General features: G+C 74.2%; 16 protein-coding genes. 2 read left to right on the top strand and 14 right to left on the bottom strand.

Annotated elements, in window-relative coordinates; genetic code table 11:
• The first annotated feature begins 99 nt into the window (after positions 1-99).
• Positions 100-1,398, top strand: a complete 1,299-nt coding sequence (locus ACVUH9_RS07465; protein WP_475755467.1) for an aminotransferase class I/II-fold pyridoxal phosphate-dependent enzyme — start codon at positions 100-102, stop codon at positions 1,396-1,398.
• Positions 1,399-2,128: 730 nt separating this feature from the next.
• Here the strand turns inward: ACVUH9_RS07465 and ACVUH9_RS07460 are convergent.
• The 12 genes from ACVUH9_RS07460 to ACVUH9_RS07405 form a co-directional block, all read right to left on the bottom strand.
• Positions 2,129-2,689: a hypothetical protein gene (locus tag ACVUH9_RS07460; RefSeq protein WP_475755465.1), complete on the bottom strand. Its 561-nt coding sequence runs from the start codon at positions 2,687-2,689 to the stop codon at positions 2,129-2,131.
• A 13-nt stretch (positions 2,690-2,702) separates the two neighbouring features.
• A complete protein-coding gene (locus ACVUH9_RS07455) occupies positions 2,703-3,554 on the bottom strand; it encodes a TlpA family protein disulfide reductase (RefSeq protein ID WP_475755463.1) in 852 nt (283 codons plus the stop codon).
• Entirely contained in the window at positions 3,551-6,187 is a 2,637-nt protein-coding gene (locus ACVUH9_RS07450; RefSeq protein ID WP_475755461.1) for an efflux RND transporter permease subunit, read from the bottom strand. The genes ACVUH9_RS07455 and ACVUH9_RS07450 overlap by 4 nt, the downstream gene beginning before the upstream one ends.
• On the bottom strand, positions 6,184-7,755 hold the full coding sequence (locus tag ACVUH9_RS07445) for an MlaD family protein (protein ID WP_475755460.1): 1,572 nt from the start codon (positions 7,753-7,755) through the stop codon (positions 6,184-6,186). Before ACVUH9_RS07445 ends, ACVUH9_RS07450 begins: the two co-directional genes overlap by 4 nt.
• On the bottom strand, positions 7,752-9,068 hold the full coding sequence (locus tag ACVUH9_RS07440) for an MlaD family protein (protein WP_475755458.1): 1,317 nt from the start codon (positions 9,066-9,068) through the stop codon (positions 7,752-7,754). Before ACVUH9_RS07440 ends, ACVUH9_RS07445 begins: the two co-directional genes overlap by 4 nt.
• Positions 9,065-10,228 carry a hypothetical protein gene (locus ACVUH9_RS07435; RefSeq protein ID WP_475755456.1) on the bottom strand — a complete coding sequence of 388 codons (1,164 nt, stop codon included), beginning with the start codon at positions 10,226-10,228 and terminating at the stop codon, positions 9,065-9,067. Before ACVUH9_RS07435 ends, ACVUH9_RS07440 begins: the two co-directional genes overlap by 4 nt.
• Position 10,229: 1 nt before the next feature.
• Positions 10,230-11,348 (bottom strand): Mce/MlaD family protein, encoded by a 1,119-nt coding sequence (locus tag ACVUH9_RS07430; protein WP_475755454.1) that lies wholly within the window; start codon positions 11,346-11,348, stop codon positions 10,230-10,232.
• A complete protein-coding gene (locus ACVUH9_RS07425) occupies positions 11,345-12,934 on the bottom strand; it encodes an MlaD family protein (protein ID WP_475755452.1) in 1,590 nt (529 codons plus the stop codon). Before ACVUH9_RS07425 ends, ACVUH9_RS07430 begins: the two co-directional genes overlap by 4 nt.
• Positions 12,931-14,280: an MlaD family protein gene (locus ACVUH9_RS07420; protein ID WP_475755450.1), complete on the bottom strand. Its 1,350-nt coding sequence runs from the start codon at positions 14,278-14,280 to the stop codon at positions 12,931-12,933. The genes ACVUH9_RS07425 and ACVUH9_RS07420 overlap by 4 nt, the downstream gene beginning before the upstream one ends.
• A 257-nt stretch (positions 14,281-14,537) precedes the next feature.
• Complete coding sequence (locus ACVUH9_RS07415) at positions 14,538-15,626, bottom strand: ABC transporter ATP-binding protein (RefSeq protein ID WP_475755448.1); 1,089 nt, start codon at positions 15,624-15,626, stop codon at positions 14,538-14,540.
• Between the two features lie 6 nt (positions 15,627-15,632).
• Entirely contained in the window at positions 15,633-16,430 is a 798-nt protein-coding gene (locus ACVUH9_RS07410) for an ABC transporter permease (protein ID WP_475755446.1), read from the bottom strand.
• 31 nt (positions 16,431-16,461) lie between these two features.
• Positions 16,462-17,268, bottom strand: coding sequence for an MlaE family ABC transporter permease (locus ACVUH9_RS07405; protein ID WP_475755444.1), 807 nt, complete (start codon positions 17,266-17,268; stop codon positions 16,462-16,464).
• Positions 17,269-17,524: 256 nt separating this feature from the next.
• Here ACVUH9_RS07405 and ACVUH9_RS07400 point away from each other — a divergent pair, with 256 nt between their 5' ends.
• Positions 17,525-18,085 (top strand): hypothetical protein, encoded by a 561-nt coding sequence (locus ACVUH9_RS07400; RefSeq protein WP_475755442.1) that lies wholly within the window; start codon positions 17,525-17,527, stop codon positions 18,083-18,085.
• A 160-nt stretch (positions 18,086-18,245) separates the two neighbouring features.
• Here ACVUH9_RS07400 and ACVUH9_RS07395 read toward each other — a convergent pair whose 3' ends face one another.
• Both ACVUH9_RS07395 and ACVUH9_RS07390 read right to left on the bottom strand, forming a co-directional pair.
• A complete protein-coding gene (locus ACVUH9_RS07395) occupies positions 18,246-18,620 on the bottom strand; it encodes a P-II family nitrogen regulator (protein WP_475755440.1) in 375 nt (124 codons plus the stop codon).
• Positions 18,617-20,122, bottom strand: a complete 1,506-nt coding sequence (locus ACVUH9_RS07390) for an ammonium transporter (protein WP_475755438.1) — start codon at positions 20,120-20,122, stop codon at positions 18,617-18,619. Before ACVUH9_RS07390 ends, ACVUH9_RS07395 begins: the two co-directional genes overlap by 4 nt.
• Positions 20,123-20,386: the final 264 nt, after the last annotated feature.

The following is a 20,386-nucleotide window of genomic DNA, read 5'->3' as shown; positions in this document are numbered from 1 at the left end:
ACCACCGGCCCGGACGACACCGCCTCCGCCTGGGCCCGGCCCGTCGAAACCCTGGGTTCACGCACGTTCGCCGCCCGGAGACGTAGATTCAACGAACCCATGTCCACGGACGAGCACCCGACCACCACTCCGACCCCCGTCGACGTCTTCGCGAAGGTCCGTGGCCACGAGCGGGCCGAGCAGCTCGCCGCCGCCCGCCAGGCGAACCTGCTGCCGTACTTCCACGTGCAGGAGAGCGCCGCGCTGCCCGTCGTCACGATGGAGGGCGCCGAGCGGATCCAGCTCGGCTCGAACAACTACCTCGGGCTGACCTCCGACCCGCGGGTCGTCGCCGCCGCCCACGCCGCGCTCGACGCCTACGGCACCGGCCTGACCGGCTCGCGCCTGCTCAACGGCACGATCCCGCTGCACCTGGAGCTGGAGCGGGAGATCGCCGACTGGATGGGCACCGAGGAGGCGATCGTCTTCTCGACCGGCCACCAGGCCAACGTCGGCACGCTCGGGACGATCCTCGCCCCGGGGGACACGGTGATCGCCGACTCCGGCGACCACGCCTCGATCCTCGACGGCTGCCTGCTGAGCAAGGCCAAGCTGCGGCCGTTCCGCCACAACAAGCTCGACAAGCTCGAGAAGCAGCTCCAGCGGGCCCAGACCGACGGCGGCGGCATCCTCGTGGTCGTCGACGGCGTCTTCTCGATGGAGGGCGACATCGCCCCGCTGCCGGCGATCGCCGATCTCTGCCAGCGCTACGGCGCGCGGCTGATGGTCGACGAGGCCCACGGGGCCGGCGTGCTCGGCGCCCGCGGGGCCGGGACCAGCGAGCTGCTCGGGGTCGAGGACCGCGTCGACCTGCGGATGGGCACCTTCTCCAAGTCGCTGGCGTCGGCCGGTGGCTTCATCGCCGGCTCGAGCGAGGTCATCGACTACCTGCGGATCAGCTCCCGCGCCTTCCTCTTCACCGCCTCCGCCGTGCCGGCGGCGGTCGGCGCCGCGTTGGCCGCGCTGCGGATCGTGCGCTCCGACGAGGGCCCGGCCCTGCTCGACGCCGTCCTCGCCAACGCCCGCTACCTCCGCGACGGCCTCGAGGCGCTCGGCTACGCCGTCGTCCAGCCGCAGCCGGTCGGCGACGGCCAGTCGGTCGTGACCCCGATCGTCTCGATCTCCGTCGGCGACGACTGGAAGGCCGTCCTGCTGTGGCGGGCGCTGTTCGACGGCGGCATCTTCGTCAATACCGCCCTTCACCCCGCGGTGCCGCCGTCCGGCGCCGCGCTGCGGACGTCGGTGATGGCGACCCACACCCGCGAGCACCTCGACCGGGCGCTGGAGATCTTCGGCCGGGTCAAGCGCGAGTTCGAGGCCGAGCACGGCGCCCTGCCCGGCCCCGAGATCCACGACTGAGCCGTTCGTCGTAGAACCGCCCGTCGCACCAAACGGCCGGTCTTTCAACACGAGCTGTCCCGACCCGCCGGCTCTGAGTCGATTACCGAAGTCTGATCAGGTTTTTCCCGCTATGTGCGGGCATGGAACCAACTTGCCGTTGACCGCCACGCGGCCCGCTCGTAGGTTCAGGAACGAGCTGCACCCGGTACCGCCGGTAGGTGCTACCCCCGATCGCCGCCTCCCCCGGACGGCGCCCGCGGGGGTGGCCCGGCTCGTCACGAACATTCATCGGAACACCCTCCGGAGGGAGTGGAGCACCTCGTGCCTCACGCGGCCCAGGTCAACGTCGATAGCGCGAGTCCACCGCGCGAGCACCAGCGACGAATGGCACTCCAACGTGCCAACGCCGTCAGGCTCGCCCGGGCCGCGCTCAAACGCGCGATCCACGACGGCCACCAAGCGGTGGCGGACGTGGTCGCGAGTTGTCCGCCGGAGGCGGCCTCGATGCCGGTCGGCGAGCTGCTCGTCGCCCAACACCGCTGGGGCGAGGCCCGGGCACTGCGCCTGCTGCGTCAGGTCCCGCTCTCGGAGAACAAACCGGTCGGGAGCCTGACCACTCGCCAGCGGCGGCTCCTGGTCGAGGTCCTCGGCGGGACGCTCCCCGCCTGCCCCAAGCCGTCAGTCCCGATCGGCGGCCCCGCGCGTCCCCGGCCGACGAACGTCCCGACGGCCCTGTTCCATCAGGCCGCTAGACCCGGAACGACAGTCCACCGGTCCGCCGGCGGAACACGCGACGCGCCCCGCTGAACGCCAGCAGGAAGATGATCACCGCGACGGCCAGCAACGCCCAGACGGGCACGCTGGCCCCGAGCGCGTCGATCCCGAAGCCGACCGCGGCGGTGACGACCACCGCCGCGAGGCCGCCCAGCATGCCGCTGTGGGAGCGGTAGCCGGCGAGGTGCTCGCGGGCGGCGAGCTCGGTCGACGCCGCCCCGAGGATCACGAGCCCGCCGATCACCATCGGCGCCGCGCTCTTGGCGAGCCCGATCGCCGCGACCACCAGTCCGACGAGGATCAGGACCTCGGTGACCGGGAGCGGCGCCCAGATCGGCTTGGGGGCCTCCTCGCGGCGCGACTTCAGCGACGGCGTCCCGCCCCGTACCGGGCCGGCCCCTGCCCGGCGGGCCGAGGCCCCCGGCGCGTCGGCCTTCGGAACCGATGGGGCTGGCGGACGCGACCCGGCGGGGCGACCGTCCGCCCGCCGCTTCTGCGACGACCGGCGACGCTTCTTGTTCTTCGGCTGAGCCACGACGGAACGCAGGCTATCGGCCGGGAGCGGGCGTCGGCGAGCTGACGGCACCCGTCGGCGACGGGGCGGCGAGGGCCGCCATCCCGCGGGCGAGCGCCCCCGGAGCCGGGGTCCCGATCAGCGGCTCGACGATCCGGCCGTCGCTGCCGACGAACAGCACGAACGGGCAGACCGCCACGCCCAGCTGCGACGAGAGCGCCCCGTCGCGGTCGTAGGCCACCGGCAGCCGCCAGCGGCGCGCGCGGGCGGTCTTCGCGGTCGAGCCGTGCTCGCCGCCGATCGCCACCGCCAGCGTCTGGATCCGGGGGAACCGCGCCCGCAGGCGATCGATCTCGTCGACCGTGCGGACGCACTCCCCCACCCCGCTGCTGAACATCACCAGCACCAGCGGGCCGCGCCGCAGGAGGCCGCAGGAGGTCACCACCGAGGGGTTGACGATCGAGCAGGCGGCGACGCTCCCCGCCTGGCCCTGATTGGGCTTCGCCGCGAGGTTGACGTCGTCGTTCTTCAGCTTCGGGGCCGTCGCCAGCGGCGCCGCGAACGGCGGCAGCAGGCTGCCGGTCTTGACCGTCCCGCGCGACTCCCCGCCGCCGCCGACGGTCAACAGCGAGACGCCGCCGATCACGGCGACGAGCACCACGATCACCGCCACCCAGCGACCGCCGACCGCCTGGGCGACCGCGGCGGCCCGGCCGCGCGCGTCGTCCTCGTAGGGCGCGTGCTCAGGCGGCCCGACCAGGGTCGGGGGGCTGCCCGCCGCCTCGGCCTGGTCGCGCTCGTCGGGGGCGAAGGCGAGCGGATCGTGGTTGCGCTCGTCGCGATCGCCGCCGTCGCCGGAGCCCGGCGGCTGGTCGTTGCTGCTCATCTGGTCCCGCCCGTCGCGGTCGCGGCCGGCGGCGTGATCGTCGCCGCCGGGTTGATGGTCGGCGTCGGTCCGGCTTGCGCGCGGCGCCGGTCCTGTCGGGCGGCGAGCGCGGCGACCGCCGGCAGCACGGTGACCACCGCGAGCACGGCGACGCCCAGGTCGAGGACGGTGATCAGCCCGAACTGGCGCAGCAGCGGGATGTCGCTGACCGCGAGCACGGCGAAGCCGGCGACGGTGGTCGCCGCCGAGGCGCCGACGGCCCGACCGGTCGACGCTGCGGTCCGCGCGATCGCGACCGCGTCGGGGTGGCCGGCCGCGCGCTCCTGCTGGTACCGCTCGGTCAGCAGCACGCCGAACTCGGTGCCGATCGCCACCACTAGCGCCCCGAGCACGACCGAGAGCGGATTCAGCGGCAGGCCGAGCAGCCACACCAGCATCCCCGACCAGCCCGCCGCCAACGCCACCGGCAGCACCGGCACCAGGCCGCGCCGCCACGAGCGGGTCACCGCCACCAGCAGCCCGCCGACCAGCAGCAGGCTGCCCAGCAGGGTCAGCAGCCGGTGCGACGGCGAGGAGATCGTCCCGCTCGCGTCCGCGACCAGCACCGGCAGGCCGGTGACCGTCGCCTGCACGCCCGGCGGCGGGTCGAGCGCGTCGCGCATCCGCTCGATCACCTGCTGTTGCTGCTCGACCGGCGCCAACGGGATCCCGAAGCTGAGGAGCACGTCCTCGCGGTCGTCGGTGATCGCCGAGCGGGTGAAGTAGTCCGGCATCCCGTCGAGTGCCTCGCGGACGGCGGCGGCGTCGGAGAGCTTGGTCAGCGGGGTCGCCAGCAGCTCCGAGAAGCTGACGCTGAGGGGGCAGAGGCGCGCGTCGTGACAGCCGCGCGCGGCGTCGTAGCCGGCATCCTTCAGCGCCCGCTCGCGGTAGGCGTCGATCGAGCGCAGGATCGCCGGGGTCGCTAGGTCCTTGCCCTGGAACAGGACCTGGATCTCGCCCGACTGCCCGGTCGCCCGCTCCAGCTTCTGGAGGTCGCGGAGGGCGGGCATGTCGCTCGGGACCAGCCGCTGCAGGTCGGTCTCGACCGGCTCCCGCGAGCCGAGCACGACCCCGACCAGCGCCAGCGTCACCCCGACCGTCAGCACCAGCACCGGGCGCCGGTGGGCACCGCCGACCAGCCAGCGGACCAGCGGGCCGGTTCCGAGCCCGCGACCGGGCGGGGCCAGCGCGGCGGCCGGCGGAGCGGCCGGATCGGCGGGAGCGCCGAGGGCCGTCGCGCGTCGCGCGTGGAGGACCAGGCCGAGCGTGAACGAGGCGAAGACCGCCAGCGCCACGCCGACGAACAGGACCAGCGCGAAGCCGCGGACGAGCGGCGTCGGCGAGAAGAACAGGGCCATGAAGCCGGCCAGCGTCGCGCCAGCGGCCAGCAGCACCGGCCGGCCCCCGCGCGCGACGGCGGTCCGGACCGCCGTGGTCCCGGAGAACCCCGCTCGGCGGGCCTCCTCGACCCGCGCGTGCAGCTGGACGCCGTAGTCGACCGCGAGCCCGAGCAGGACCGGCAGCGTCGCGATCGTCCCGAGGTTGATCGACATCCCGAGCAGCCCGATCCCGCCGAAGACCACGGCGACGGTGCCGAGCGCGAGGGCCAGCGGCAGCAGCCGCCGGCGCTCCGGGAAGGTCAGGGCCAGGACCAGGGCCATCACCAGCACGCCGACCGCCAGCAGCGCCAGCAGCGCGCTCGCCAGCTTGTCGGCGACGGCCGCGACCAGGACCGGCGAGCCGCTGACCACGTAGGCCCCGCCGCGCTGCAGCCGGAACTCCTTCAGGTCGACCGCCTGCTGGACCAGCTCGACCGCCTCCCGCCGGTCGCCCTCCGACAGGTCCTTCCGCAGACGGAGGGTGATCAGGCCCGCGTCGGGGCTCGGGAAGACCGCCGCGAAGCGCGCCCGCGGCGTCCCGGGGCGATCGGCGTTGGCGTCGAACAGCAACCGCTCGACGAACGCCGTGTCGCTCAGGGTCGGCGGCCGGGCGACGCTGATGCCGCGACTCGCGGCGACCTGTTCCAGGGCCTGCGAGCGGGCCATCACCCGATCGGCCGCCGCGGCTCCCGCCCGGGCGATCGCCGCCTGGCCCTCCCCGCGCTTGCGCGCGGCCGCCTCCGCCTTCGTCTTCGCCTGCTGGGCCTCCGTCAGCGCCCGCAGCCCGAGCCGCTGGATCTCGTCCGAGACCTGGCCGATCCCGGCGTTGAGGAAGGTCCCCGGGCCGTAGACGACCTTGGCCGGCTTCAGGCTCCGCAGCCGCGCACAGGCGCCGCCGTCTCCGCCGGGCAGCGTCGCCTCGTCCTGCGCGGTGCCGGCGAGGCAGCCCTCGAGCGCGATCACCCGTCCGAGATCGTCGGTCAGGGCGATGTCGCGGGCCGACTCGGGCACCAGGATCAGGATCGCCTCGTCGCCGAAGCGGGTCGCGACCTCACGATCGGCTCGGTAGGCGGCCGAGCCGCTGCCGGTCAGCGTCCGGATCGCGGCCGAGGTCCCGAGCTGCGTCAGCCCGAACACCGCGAGCGCCAGCAGCAGCAGCGAGAGCGCCCCCACCCGCAGCGGGTACCGGAGGCAGCGGTCGACGAGCCAGGTCACGGGGAGGCCGTCCCGATCGTGCCCGAGGGCGACGGGCCGGTGCCGTCAGCCGGGTCGCGCTCGACCTGCGGGAAGTCGGTGCGACGCCCGTTCGGGGCGACGTAGCCGGGCTGCCGACGGCAGGCCCTCGCGGCCCCGCCCAGCGGTCCCCCGAGCGCCTCGCTCAGCGGGGCCAGGAACCCGGTCGCGAGCGGGTCGCGGTCGCACTGGCGGTCCTCGAAGACGGGCATTCCACCGGCCAGCGTACGGGCCGCGCCGGGCTGCGCGTACGGATCGGGACGGTTGGTCGACAGCCGGCGGTCGTAGATGGCGAGATTCTCCAGGTTGATCGGGGTCGTGACCCGCAGGTAGTGGCGGCGTCTGCCGTCGGCGTCCGGGGCCGAGGCCTGCAGCGCCGCGGCGCCGTTGGCGAAGAAGGCGCGGGTCTCGTCGGGGTAGCGACCGAGCAGGCGCCAGGCCGGGACCAGCTCGCGCAGGAGCGGTTCGACCGCCCCGAGCGCGGGCCGCAGCGCATCGCCGATCCGGGTCAGCGCGGGCAGGCCGCGCCGCGAGGCGGCGACCAGCGCACGGCTGGCGTCGACGAGCCGTGCGGCCTCGGGGGCGACGGCCGCCACCGCCTCGATCGCGGGGGCCAGCTCGCGGGCCGCGGGGCGCAGCTGGGCGACGAGCGGATCGGCCTCGGCGGAGAGCTCCGTCAGCCGCTCGACCGTCCGTCGGGCCTCGCGCTCGAAGCCCGGCAGGGCCTGGATCGCGGCGGCGAGGTCCTGCCCGCGACGGTCGCCGATCGCGAACAGCCGGTCGGCGTCGGCGAGCAGCCCGGAGAGCTCCCCGTCCCGCGCGCTCAGGGCCCCGGCGACCGTGCCGCCGTTCCGGACCAGCCCCGCGACGGCCGCCTGCTGCTCGTCGAGCGTCCGCAGCAGGCTGGCCCCGTCGCGGGCGAACGGCTCGAGCCCGCCGATCGCCGCCGACAGCTCGCCTCCGTGTCCCTGAAGGACCTTCGCCGAGCGGCGCAGGGCCTGGCCGACGGCCTGGCGGGTGGCGGGATCGACCCGTGCGAGCAGGCGGTCGACGTCGACCGCCTCGCTGACCCGGCCTGCCGGGAGCTGGCCGCCGTCGGGCAACGGGCGGGCGCCGACCGGCCCCTCGTCGAGCGTGACGTGGGGCGCTTCCAGCTGCGAGCTGCTGCGGAGCACCGCCCGGGTTCCGGTCGGCACGGGCGCGAACCGCCGCTGGAGCACCAGCTCGACGGTCTTCCGGCCGCTCCCGGGGGCGCTGGCGACCCGCCGCACGCGGCCGACCGGCACGCCCGAGATCCGGACCGCCGCGTCGGCCACGACCGGGGTCCCAACGGGGAAGCTGACCCGCAGGCGGTAGCCCGGTGCCGCCGCCCCGTCCGCGCCGCCGAACGGCCGGACGAGCGTCACCACCAGCAGCCCGGCGAGCGCCAGCGCAACGACGATCGCGACCGCGGCCCGCAGGCCGCGCCGACCAGCGTCCGGCCCAGCGGTGGTCCCGCCGGCCCGCCCGGCGGCCTCTCGCCCGCGGTTCCCGTGGCGCCCGCCGCTCATCGGGCTCCGCCCTTCGGGCAGAGACCGGACGCGGCCAGACCACCGAACGCGCCCGACAGCAGCGAGCCGGCCGGCGTCACCTCGCCCAGCTCCAGCAGCCGCGAGAGGCTGGTGCAGGAGATCAGCACCTGCCCGCGCAGGATCGGGCCGTGGGCGTCCTGGGTGTTGACCGCCCAGGGCGCCAGGTGCGCCAGCCACTGGGCCCAGAACAGGTAGCCCTGGTCGGCCCCCGGCGGGTCGTAGGCCAACGCGTTCGCGGCCCGGTCGAACGTCTTCAGCGTGGCCGTCGCGTCGGGCGCCAGCGCGCTGGTCGCGCGGGCGGCCGAGCGGACCCGGCGGAGCGCCGACGGCGCCTCGCGGGTCAGCGGCAGCAGCTGCTCGCGGAGGACCGGCTCGGTGTCGGCGAAGAACGGCTGCAGCGCCTTCGCCGCCGGGGTCAGCGCGCGCGCCACCGGCTCCAGCGCCGCGGTCGTGGCGGGCAGCTCGTCGGCGAGCTGGGTGGTCCGGTCGAGTGCGCCCTGGGTCGTCCGGAGCGTCGGCGGCAGCTCCCGCAGCGCCTGCCGCAGCTCACGATCGCGACCGGCGATCGTGCCGACCACCGCGTCGGTCGCGTCGACCACCCGCACCAGGTCGCCGCGCTTGCTCGCCAGCTCCTCGGTGACCAGGCGCAGGGAGTGGATCGCCCGCCGGGTGTCGCCGGCCCGTCCCCGCAGCGCCGCCCCGATCCGGCGCAGGTTGCGGGCGACGGGGGCCGCCTGCCGTGCGCTGCGCGCGATCTGCGGTGCCCCGTCGGTGGTCGACTCGCGTCCGCTGGCGACGAGCAGCCGCAGTGCCTCGCGGGTGTCGCTGTCGAGCGCGGCCAGCAGCTCGTCGGGGTCCGCCGCCGGGCTGGTTCGGGCGACGGGGATCGTCCAGCCGGCGGGCACGGGCCGTCCAGCGGGGGCGCCCGGGTCGAGCTCGAGGACCGGATCGTCGGTGCCGGTCGCGGGCCGCAGCAGCGCGCGGGCGTCGCTCCGCAGCATCCGCCCGTAGCGGTCGCCGATCCGCAGCGTGACCCGGAGCTGGCCGTGGTCGCGGCGGACGTCGGTGATCTCGCCGACCGGGACCCCGGCGATCGTCACCCGCTGCCCCTCGCCCGGGACGACCGGGCCCCCGCTGGCGAACCGCGCGGCGTAGCTGGTGGTCCCGGCCACGTCGTCGCCTCCCGCCGACGACCGGGTTCCGGCGACGGCCACGATCGCCACGACGACCAGCACGGCGAGCAGGCCGGCGACCACGAGCACCCGGCGACGGACGGCTCCGAGACGGCTCACCGTCGGCCCCCCGTCGCCCCGGGCTTCGCGGTCGGCGGACGGCCGCTGAGGGGATTGAGCCGGTCGGCGAGCCCGGACCCGAGCCGGTCGCGGCTCGCGCCGAGCCCCCGCGGGGAGCCCTCGGCGGTCGGCCCCTGCTCGCGGGCCGCGGCGCTGCGGGCACGCCCGACGACCGCCGAGGCCTCACCCGGGGCCGACATCGCCCGGTTCGGATCGGGGACCGGCTGCTCGTCGCAGGCCCGATCGTCGCGCTGCGGCGGCTGCCCGCTCGGCCGGACCGGGCGGACCCCGATCGGCGAGCTGCCGGTGGTCGAGAGCAGCCGTCCGGAGGCCGCGTTCGGTCCGAGGTCGAGCAGCCCGGAGCCGAGTCCCGTGCCGAACCGGACGTAGGCCCCGTTGGCGTCCCGGTTCTGCCCGATCCCGGCGAGCCCGACGGCCGCATAGCCGAGGCTCTTATAGACCTCGCGGCCGGTCGTCAGCTTGCCGTCCTCGACCTTCGCGCCGGCGGCCGGGACGAGCACCTTGTAGACGCACATCGCGGCGGCGTCGAGCGGCGGCGCCAGCTGTCGCCCCTGGGCCGCGAGCCGCGTCAGCAGCGGCACGGTCGGCTCCAGCTCGTCGACCAGACGTGGCAGGCCGTCGGGCCCGGTCAGTTCACGGGCCGCCCGCATCCAGGGCAGGCTCGCGTCGATCGCCGTCCCGCTCTCGCGGACCCCGGGCAGCAGCTGGTCGGCCAGCCGGCGAACGCCGGGCAGCGCCGCGTCGAGGGCCGCGAAGGCGGCCTCGGCCCGCCGCAGGGTCGGCGGCAGCTCCCGCAACGTCTCGGCCAGCGCGCCGTGGTCGGCGGTCAGCGCGGCGGTCGTGCGGTCGAGGCCGCGGACGGCGCCCGCCAGCTGACGCCGGTGCGGCGCGAGGCCCCCGGCGAGGGCGTCGCCGGCCGCGATCAGCCGCGAGAGATCATCCTGCTGCTGTCCCTGGAGCGCATCGGCGCCCGCCGCCGACGTCCGCAGCGCGGGCGGGGTGTCGACCAGCGTCCGTTCGAGCGGGGTCGCGGCCGTCGCCGGCCCACTCGTCGCGAGCACGAGCAGCGCGGCCGTGGCGACGACGCTCCGCGCCCCGGAACGCAGGCCGGCCGAGCCCAGAAGCCGACGACGTCCCACGCTAGCGCCCCCGTCCCTGCTGGCCGGCACCGTCGGTGCCCTGGTCGCCGGCGGGGTTGCCGACCCGCCCACCGGGCGCGTACCGCTCGTTGCCGGCCTCGCAGTCGCCACGAGCGCCCGGCTGCGCCGCGTTCGGGTACGGGTTGACGTTGCGGCGGGCGGACGGCCGGCTCGTCGACCGGATCTGCGCCGGATCGACCACCAGCAGGGCCCGGGCCCAGGTCCCGTAGTCGTTGCCCACCGACAGGCTGCTGGCGAGGTTGCGGGCCAGCAACGTCCAGCTGTTGCAGCGCACCTGCCCGGGGGTCTGCTCGGCCAGGATCGGCCGCAGCGTCCGCGCCGCGGCGAGCTGGGCGTCGAGGCTCCGCCGGACCAGCGGGTCCTCCCCGAGCCGGTCCAGCGAGGCGATGCTGTCGCGCAGGCGGAGGTCGGCGTCCGGCAGCCGCTGAGCCACGGTCGTCGCCCCGCGGAGGCTGTCCTCGAGGGTCGGGGCCGCCGCGCGCAGGGCCCGCAGCCCCGGCCGCAGCTCGGCGAGCAGGCCGCGGGTCTCGACGAGCGAGGAGCGCAGACGCGGCAGGTCGCGGGTCGCCGTGGTCTGGAGTCGGGCCCCCTCGCGCAGCGCTTCGCCGATCGCCGACTCCGTGACCGGGGCCAGCGCGGCCAGGGTCGCGTCGAGGTGCCGGAGCAGCCCGGTCTCGTCCCCGGCCGCAGGGGCGATCTCGCCGACGGCCCGGGCCAGCGCGGTGATCCCGGGACCCAAGCGGGTGCGCGGCGCCGCCAGCGTCGCCATCACCGGCGCGAGATCCTCGCTGAGCGTCGCCAGGTCGCGGACCGCCCGATCGAGCTGCCGGCCGCGTCCGGCGATCGCCGCGATCAGCTCCTCGTCGGTCTGCCGCAGCGCCTTCCGTGCGCCCGCGTCGAGCGTCGTCGCCCCGGCCACCGGCTGTCCGGTCGCCGCCGTGGGGAACGGGCGCGGCGGCCGCTCGGCGGCCGTCCGCGGGCCGTCGTCGTCGCCCCCGCCGAGCAGGAGCGCGACCGCCACGACGAGGAGCACGCCGACCACCGCGAGCACCAGCAGCAGCGGCGCACGGCCGCTGCGGGTCGCGTCCGAGCCGGTCATCGGCCGTCCTCGCCGGCCGACGGCGCACCGGGCAGCAGCCCACCGTCGAGCGTGATCGGGTCGTCCTGCCCGCGAGCGGAGCTCGACGAGGTCCCGGCGGTCGCCGCTCGGCGGGCCGCCTTGCGGGCCGCGGCAGTCCGCTGCCGGTCGAGCTGGTCGAGCCGCTGCACCAGCGTCCGGTAGCGGACGTCGGATCGTGCCACCGCCAGCAGCCGGTCCGGATCGGCGCCGCCGAGCACCCGCCGGACCAGCGCCTGCTCCGCGCTCTCGCCGGTCCGGCGGCTCCCCGACGAGGAGCCCCCGCGGCCGTTCGGCTGGCCGTGGTTGGCCGAGCAGCCGGCGACGGGCTCGACCGCGTAGGCGCTGCAGCGGTCGACGAGCGTGTCGACCCGCAGGTAATGGCCGCTGTCGTCGTAGCCGTTGAGGGCGAGGGTCAGGAAGAAGATCGCGTCGAGCGCGGAGCCGAAGCCGCCGCTGCGGTCGAGCGACGTCGTGAGCGCTCGGGCATCGCGCAGGACCGGTGCGGCGGCGACCGCCAGTCGCCGGCTCCGCTCGATCGTGGGCCGGGCCGCCGCCAGCGCCTCGCGCCCGAGGCCGGCCGTCTTCCCGAGGTCGACGAGCGGATCCTTGGCCTTCGTCGCGAACGCCTCCAGCGCGCCGAGCAGCTGGGCGCCGTCGCCGGCCGAGCGTCGCAGCTCGCGGACCGTCGGGATCCCCTCCGCGGCCGTCCGTTCGAGCTCGCGCATCGTCGGCCGCAGCGCCCTCAGGCTCCCGGGGAGCTGGGCCAGGTTGGCGTCGAGCGCCGAGCGGTCGTCGGCGACCGCCTGCTGGAGGCTCGCCGCCCGGCTGACGACCCGACCGAGTCGCTCGCGGTCGCGGGCCGCGGGGGCCAGGGCGCGCGCGCCGTCGGCGGCGAGCTGCCGGAGCTGCCGCCGCTGGGCGTCGATGATCTCCAGCACCCGGTCGGTCTCCCGGAGTCCGGGTAGCGCGGCCCGGATCGTCCGCCGGAGGTCGCTTCCGCGGCCGGCGAGGCCGACCCCGAGCTCGTCGACGATCACGGCCAGCCGCTCGGACTCGCTCATCCGGGCGGTCCCGGCGAGCAGGTCGACGTCGATCGGCCGGCTCGTCCGCTCGACCGGCAGCACCGCCTGGCGCTGACCGCCGAAGCTCCGGACCGTCAGCCGCGCGGGGACGGGTCGGCCGGCGCTCCGGGGCTGGGTCGGCAGACAGGCGACGTGGCGCGCGTCGACGGCGGTCTGCGGCTGGATGCTGCACTCGGCGTCGCGGCGGAAGTCGCGGGCACCGGCAGCGTCGATCCGCAGGACGACCGCGGCGCGGCGGTCGTCGGTGACCTCTACCGCGTCGACCCGCCCGACCCGCTTCCCGTCGACCCGAACCTCCTGCCCCCGGGTGACGCCGAACGCGTTGTCGAAGATCGCCCGCACGCGGTAGCCGTCGTCCTGCGCGTTCCCGTCGCCGCCACTCCCGCAGCCGCCCAGCACGACTGCCGCCAGCGCCGCCGGCAGCGCCGCCCGCAGCAGCGCCCGCCGCACCCGGGCCGTGGGCCGGATTCCGCCGCCGCTCATGGGCCCGGCACCTGCGCCTTCGGATCGCAGTCGAGCTTGCCGTCGCGGTCGCGGAAGCCGTTCGAGCGGTCGGGACGGATCTGGGTGGCGGTCCCCGGGCAGCGCGCGGGCCCGGCGTCCTCCGGCCCGTCGCCGGCGGGACCGAGCGTCGCCTCGAGCTTGCGGGCCAACGGCCCCAGCACCGGATCGGCGGCCAGCGCCCGCGAACCGACCAACGGCTGGACCCGCGCCAGGTGGCCGTTGGCGTCGTAGCCGGCGGTCGCCTCGGCGAGCCCACGCAGCCCACCGATCGCGTCGGGGGTGAACGGCCGCAGGAAGGCCGCGATCGGCCGGCTGTCGCGGGCGGCGGTGCCGGTGTGCTCGAGGGCGGGCGCGAGCGCGTCGGCGAGCGCCGGGGCGGCGACCAGCAGGTCGCTGAGGTCGTTGTCCGCTCCCGGGGTCCGCAGCCGGGCCGCGAGCGGCGACCGCGCCAGCGGTTGCACCCGGCGCAGCATCCGCGCCAGCCGCTTGGTCGCCGGCGTCGCCGCCTCGACCAGCGGGTCGAGGTCGTCGAGCGTGCTCCGCAGGCCGGCGAAGCTGGTGGTGCCGTGACGGAGCGTTCGCGGCAGCTGCGCGAGCGTCTCGTCGATCGCCCGCTCCTGGGAGAGGACCGACGACGAGGCGGCGCGGGCGTTGCCGACGAGGCTGGTCAGGCTCCCCTGCTCGGCGGCCAGCGCGGCGACGATCTGCGAGGAGCTGCCGAGGAACCGCTCGAGCGCCGGCTGGTCGCGGGTCACCTGGGCCAGCAGCTGCTGGCTCGACCGCAGCGCCGGGTCGAGTGCGGCCAGGCTCTCCCCCGCCGCCCGCTCGTGCCCGTCGAGTGCCGTGCCTCCGCTCCGCAGCAGTTCCCGCAGCGATCGCCGCGCGGCGGGATCGAGGTCGGCAAGGAGCGTCTCGGCGTCGGCCACCGCCGGAGCCGGCCCGGCGGCGAGGGTGGCGCCGTCGGCCAGCGGCCCGGCGTCGTTCGGCCCGAGCGCGAGGGCGACGTGGCGGCGGCTGCCGGCCCCGGGCGGCGCGCTCCGGATCACCGCGGTCGTCCCGCGGCGCAGGCGGGCCTGGCCCGCCTCCAGCTCGATCTCGACCAGCGCCGTACGGTCGCCCGCGAGCCGCAGGTCGGCGACGCTGCCGAGCCGCCGCTCGCCGACCCGGACCGGATCGCCGACGTCGAGCTGGCCGGCGTCAGGCAGACGCAGCAGGTAGCGGTGGCGTGGCGCGTCCGAGTCCGCCAGCAGGACCCAGGCCGCCACCAGCGCGACGAGCACCGTCACCGCGAGCGCGATCCCCGCCGTGCGGGATGGCCGCGTCACGCGCGTAGGCCGCGGACGAAGGCCCGGGACGGTTGGAGAGCAAGCGAGAGCACGAGGGGACGGACACGGGCCGAGCGCGACCAGGATCGCGGGCCTGGGTTCGCTTGATGTTACGACGACGGTGCGTCGCCGCCGGCCCGTCGCCGGCCTCGTCGGGCGCGGCCGACTCGGCCGCCCCGCTGTCCGCGGCCCGCGTTTCCCCCGGCGGGCGTCCCGCCACCGCAGGACGCTCGAGCCGAGGGGTGCGGGAACCGCGCTTAGTTCATGCCCAGCGGGCCGCGCGAGGACCCGGCCAGGAACTGGCTGACGAAGGCGTTCTCCGAGTTGAAGAGCTCCTCCGCGGGACCCGCCTCCACGATCCGACCACGCCACAGCACGTTGATGTACTGGGCCACGCGCCGCGCGGTCATGATGTCGTGGGTGATCAGGGTGAAGGCCGGCATGTGGTCCTGCTGCCGGGCCGTCGCCTGCTCCATCGTGTCGGCGTGGATCTCCTTGATCAGCTCGCCGAGCAGCGCGGTACGGACCGGGTCGAGGCCCGAGTCCGGCTCGTCGAAGAGCACGATCGAGGGGTCCAGCACGAGCGCCCGGGCGAAGCCGGCGCGCTTGCGCATGCCGCCGGAGAGCTCGTTGGGGAACTTGTCGTGCGCGTCGCCGAGGCCGACCTCGTCGAGCCGGCGGTCGACGATCGCCTTGACGTCCTCTTCGCTCTTGTCCGTGTGCTGACGGAGCGGGAACGCGACGTTGTCGTAGATGTCCATCGAGCCGAACAGCGCGCCGTCCTGGAACAGCACCCCGAACTTGCGGCGCATCGCCAGCAGCTGCTCGAGCGGCATCCCCGGGACGGACTCGCCGTGCACCAGCACGTCGCCGTCGTCCGGGTAGAGCAGCCCGACCATGTGCTTGATGCAGACGGACTTGCCGGTGCCGGACGGCCCGAGGATCATCGAGATCATGCCCTCCGGCAGGCCCATGTTGAGGCCCCGGAGGATCTTGTTGCGGCCGAAGGCCTTGTGCATCTCGATGAACTCGACGGCGTCCTGGGCGCCCGACGAGCGGTGCGACCCGGTGTGCCACTGGTACTCGTCGTCCGGATCGTGGACGGCGGGCTCGTGGACGACCTCGACACCGCCGGTCGCCGGCGACGCCTGCTCGGTCGCGCCCCGCGAGCGCTGGCTCGCCGGGATCGGGGCCTGCGGCTCGTCGTCGGGGAGGTCGAGCTCCGTGGCCGTGAGCGGCTCGGAGGCCCGTTCGAGCGAGTCGTCGCGCTCGCCGAACAGCGGCTCGCGCGGCTCGTCGCCGTGCTCGCCCGGTTCGTCGTTCCCGCGTCGTGGCATGTTCGACATGAGTCCTTACCCTCCGATTGGTGCGCGTGGATTGGCGCCCCAGAAGACCTGGGTCCCGAGCATGGCGATCAGGTGCACCATGACCAGGTTGACGGCCATCGACTTGGCCGTGGCGGTACCGACGCCGACGGGTCCACCGCTGGCGTTGTACCCGTAATAACAGCCGACGAGCACGATCACCGTGGCCATCGACATCGCCTTGATCAGGCTGTAGATCAGGTCCGGCGGATTCTGGAACATCCAGAAGATCAGCAGGTACCCGCCGGACGACACGTCTCCGACCTGCTTGACCACCGCCAGGTAGCTGGCCGCGAAGGCCGCGCCGACGCCGGCGACGTAGAGGAACGGCAGCACCAGCCACGAGGCGAGCAGACGGGTCGCGCAGAGGAACAGCACGGAGTCGAAGCCCATGACCTCGAGCGCGTCGATCTCCTCCGAGATCCGCATCGAGCCGAGCTCGGCGACGATGCCGGTCCCGACCTTGGCGGCCATCATGTAGCCGAACACCGTCGGCACCATCTCGCGCAGGTCGCACCACGAGGTGAACACGCCGGCGTAGGCCGGGGCGCCGACCGAGCGGATGAAGTACGCGCCCTCGATGCCGCACTGGAGCCCGATGAAGAAGACCAGGCCCCAGATCACCAGCGCCGAGGTCGTGATCAGGACGCCGGCCTGGCGGAGCGCCTCGCCGGAGAACCGCAGCACCCGCAGCGAGTAGACCTGCCCCAGCACCCTGCCCGAGAACTTGGTGGCGTCACCGACGGCACCGAGCATCTCCTTCGGCTGTTCGAGCCAACTGCTCATCGGAGCACCTCTGACGTGACGCGCACGAGGATCACTTGATCACCAGCATCTCTGGGTTGGTGGCCAGCAGGGTCTGGGTGAAGGCGTAGTTGAAGACGAACACCCCGAGCATGGCGATCACGACCGCCTGGTTCACCGCTCTGCCGACGCCTTCCGCACCGCCCTTCGCGGTCATGCCCTTGTAGGAGCAGACGACCGCGATGATCGCCCCGAAGAGCGTGCACTTGAGGAACGACGCCCAGAGGTCGGTGACCGAGGCGTTGCTGAAGAAGGTCGCCCAGAACGGTCCGAGCGGGGCACCGTTGATCAACGTCGCGAGGACGCCGCCGAAGATGCCGAAGATGATCGCGTAGACGTCGAACAGCCCGGTCACGATCATCAGCGCGAGGAAGCGCGGGACGACGAGGCTCTTGACCGGGTCAATCCCGAGCACCTGCAGCGCGTCGAGCTCCTCCCGGATCTTGCGGGCGCCGAGGTCGGCGGTGATCGCCGTGCCGGCCACGCCGACCAGGATCACCGAGGTCACCACCGGCGCGAACTCCCGGATCGACGCCAGCACGAAGAACCCGCCGAGACGGTCCAGCGCTCCGAACAGGACCAGGAAGTTCGCCGCCTGCAGGCCCGGGGCGCCGAAGCTGATCGCCACGGTCGAGACCATCAGCGGGAACCAGCAGAGACGAAGTGTGAAGAGGAACTGCTGGACGAACTCGTCCCCGTAGGAATATGGAGGCCGGACGGCGGACACGATGGTCTTGCCTGTCAGGAGAACGACGTCGCCGATCTCCTCCAGGGCTCCCCGGGCGGGATCGAAGATGCGGTTGGAGACGGTGCGGGCCATGAACGTTCGACTTCCGTTGGCCACGAAGGGCACTAAGCGGACCGCGCAAGCCTACGCGAACGCCCAGCTGTGTGCCAGCGGCCACACGCGCGACCAGTCCACGACTGGCTTTTCCGCCCCCCGGCGAACCGGACTCGGAGTAGGTTTAGTTCTGGTTACGCCTGCGTACGGCGTATGATCAGTAGTCGGATCGTCATTCTCGGCCGGATCGAAGACGCCGCTGTATCAGCGGCGCCTGTGTTAGCCTGCCCGCGCGATGACGGCGACGCTACGAAACTCCCCTCGGCCCGCACTCACGGCGCTGGTGCTCGCCGTCGGCGTGGCGTTCGCGCTCCCCGGCTGCGGGGGCTCCGACGACGTGCAGGTCGTCGACGCCTCCAAGGGCCAGCCATTCAAGGTCTCGGCCACCGGCTCGTTCGCCGCGACCCAGGACCTCGGCTCGACGAACGCGCTCCGGATCACCGTCCGCAACGACGACACGCGGACGATCCCCAACGTCGCGGTGATCGTCAAGGGCCTCGACCACCGGATCGCGACGACCAACAACGGCACCGGCAAGGTCGCCGACCCGGACCGGCCGATCTGGTCGCTCGACGCCCCGCCCCCGGGCGGTGAGACCTCCTACGTCAACACCTGGGCGCTCGGCCCGCTCAAGGCCGGCGACTCCCGCACCTTCCGCTGGCGCCTGACGCCGATCGTGCCCGGGACCCACGAGGTCACCTGGCGGGTCGCCGGTGGCCTCGTCGAGGACGGCCCGGTCCAGGCCTCCGACGGCGGCGCCGACAGCGGCGCCTTCACCGTCCGCATCGCCCGCTGAGCCCCGGCCCGCGCCACCCGCCGCGCCACCCATGCGGGTGCCTGCGCGGTGGGCGCGGACCGAGCAGGTCGGGACGCGTGGGACGAGCGCCGTGCACCCGCGCTACCGAGTCCCACGCGTGCCGAGGTGGGAGGCGTCCACGGACGCCTCCCACCATCCGCTACCGACTCGGCGGCAGGTCCTCGACGCTGTGGGCCTGGAGCGTCTCGCTCCCGGCCTCACCGGTCCGGATCCGGTACGACTCGTCGACCGGCATCACGAAGACCTTGCCGTCGCCGACCGCCCCGGTCCGCGCGTGCTTGAGGATCGCGTCGACGATCGTCTGGACGTCGCCGTCGTCGACCACGCACTCGATCTTCAGCTTCGGGCGGAGGTAGTTCGTCAGCTCCGCCCCGCGGTACTTCTCGGTGATGCCCTTCTGCCGACCCGAGCCCTTGACCTCGCTGACCGAGAGGCTCGGGAAGCCGAGGTTCAGCAACTCGCTGCGGATCGGCTCGAAGGCCTCGTGACGGAGATAGGCGACGATCATCTTCATGAGCTGACTCCTGCGGACGCGATGGGGCCGGGCAGAGAGGGGGTCGGCGCCGCGGCTCCGGGACCCACCAGCTCCGACTCGGGGATGAACTGCTCAGGGTAGCCGTACATGCCGTGCTCGGAGATGTCGAGGCCGGCACGCTCCTCCTCTTCGCTGACCCGGAGGCCGATCGTCTTCTTGATCAGGAAGAACACGATGTAGGAGAGGACGAAGACCGCGAGGAAGGCCGCGACGACGCCCGCCATCTGCACGCCGAGCTGCTCGAAGCCGCCGCCCTGGAACAGGCCCGCCTCGCCGACCCCGTTGTAGGCCGCCAGCCGCTCCGAGGTGAAGAGACCACACGAGAGCGTGCCCCAGATGCCGGCCAGGCCGTGGGCGGAGAGCGCACCGACCGGGTCGTCCAGCTTGAGGCGGTCGAAGGCGTAGATGCCGGCGACGCAGATCAGGCCACCGATGACGCCGATGATCGGCGCGGCCCAGAACTCGACGTAGCCCGAGGGAGCGGTGATCGCGACCAGGCCGGCGATCGCGCCGTTGGCGGCCATGCCGACGTCCAGCTTCTTGCCGAGCAGGTAGGAGAGCAGCGAGGCGCCGAGGACGCCGCCGGCAGCACCGAGCTGCGTGACGAGCGCGACCTCGGCGAAGCGGCCGTCGGCCGTGCCGACCGTCGAACCGGCGTTGAAGCCGAACCAGCCGACCCAGAGGATGATCGCGGCGAGCCCGACGAACGGCATCGAGTGGCCCGGGATCGCCCGTGGCTTGCCGTCCTTGTCGTACTTGCCCAGCCGCGGCCCGAGCAGCAGCAGCGCCGCGAGACCGCCGGTCGCGCCGACGAGGTGGACCGCCGTCGAACCGGCGAAGTCCTGGACGCCGCCGCCGATCTCGGCGAGCAGGCCGCCACCGAAGATCCAGTGCGCGGTCAGCGGGTAGATCAGGGCCGAGAAGACGATCCCGTAGATCACGTAGGCGCTGAACTTGATCCGCTCGATCGTCGTGCCCCAGACGATCGCCAGCGAGACCGCGCAGAAGGCGAACTGGAAGAGCATGAAGGCGGCGCTCGAGCCGTTGACCTTCTGCCCCTCGCCGGTGAAGGTCGTGGCGAAGAACCCGTCGCCGCTGATCACCTGGCCTGGGTGGAAGAAGAACCCGGAGTCGCCGAAGATCGTGCCGGCGCCACCGAACGCCAGCCCGAAGCCGATCGCCCACCAGCCGATCGAGGCGACCGAGAAGTTGACGAAGATCTTGGCCACGATCGCGCCGACGTTCTTCGAGCGGGAGAAGCCCAGCTCGAGGAGCAGGAAGCCCGCCTGCATGAAGACGACCAGGATCGCCGCGAGGATGATCCAGACGAGATCGATGTTGGTGCCGTTGGTGGTGACCTGCTCGCTCAGCGACTGGAGTGTCGGCGGCTCGTCCTGGGCGAACGCTGCCGTGGGCAGCGCTAGTGATGCGATGGCAGCAAGCCCGAGCCCGCTGCTGAACCTACGTCGGGTCGACGACATCCGTGTTCCTCCTAGATCGGACTTCCTGCAGCTTCCGTCGCGACCGCTTCCAGCCGGCTGGACCGATGGCAAAAACGAGGGTGTGCAGATGCTCCACCCCGGCGGCCCCCTTCCACCGCGGCAGGCGAGGCCACACCCCCTTTGGACATCGGGATAAGGTCTGCCACGTCCGGGCGGACCTACGCTCGCCGCCGGCCCTTTTGCGGGCGCACGTCAGAATGCGTGTGTCCGCGTGAGAGCCGGTCACCGACCCCGAGGAGTCTT

This window comes from Patulibacter ginsengiterrae, assembly GCF_056269115.1.
Note: the sequence above shows the minus strand (reverse complement) of the source record. Positions and strands in the feature narration are given on the sequence as shown.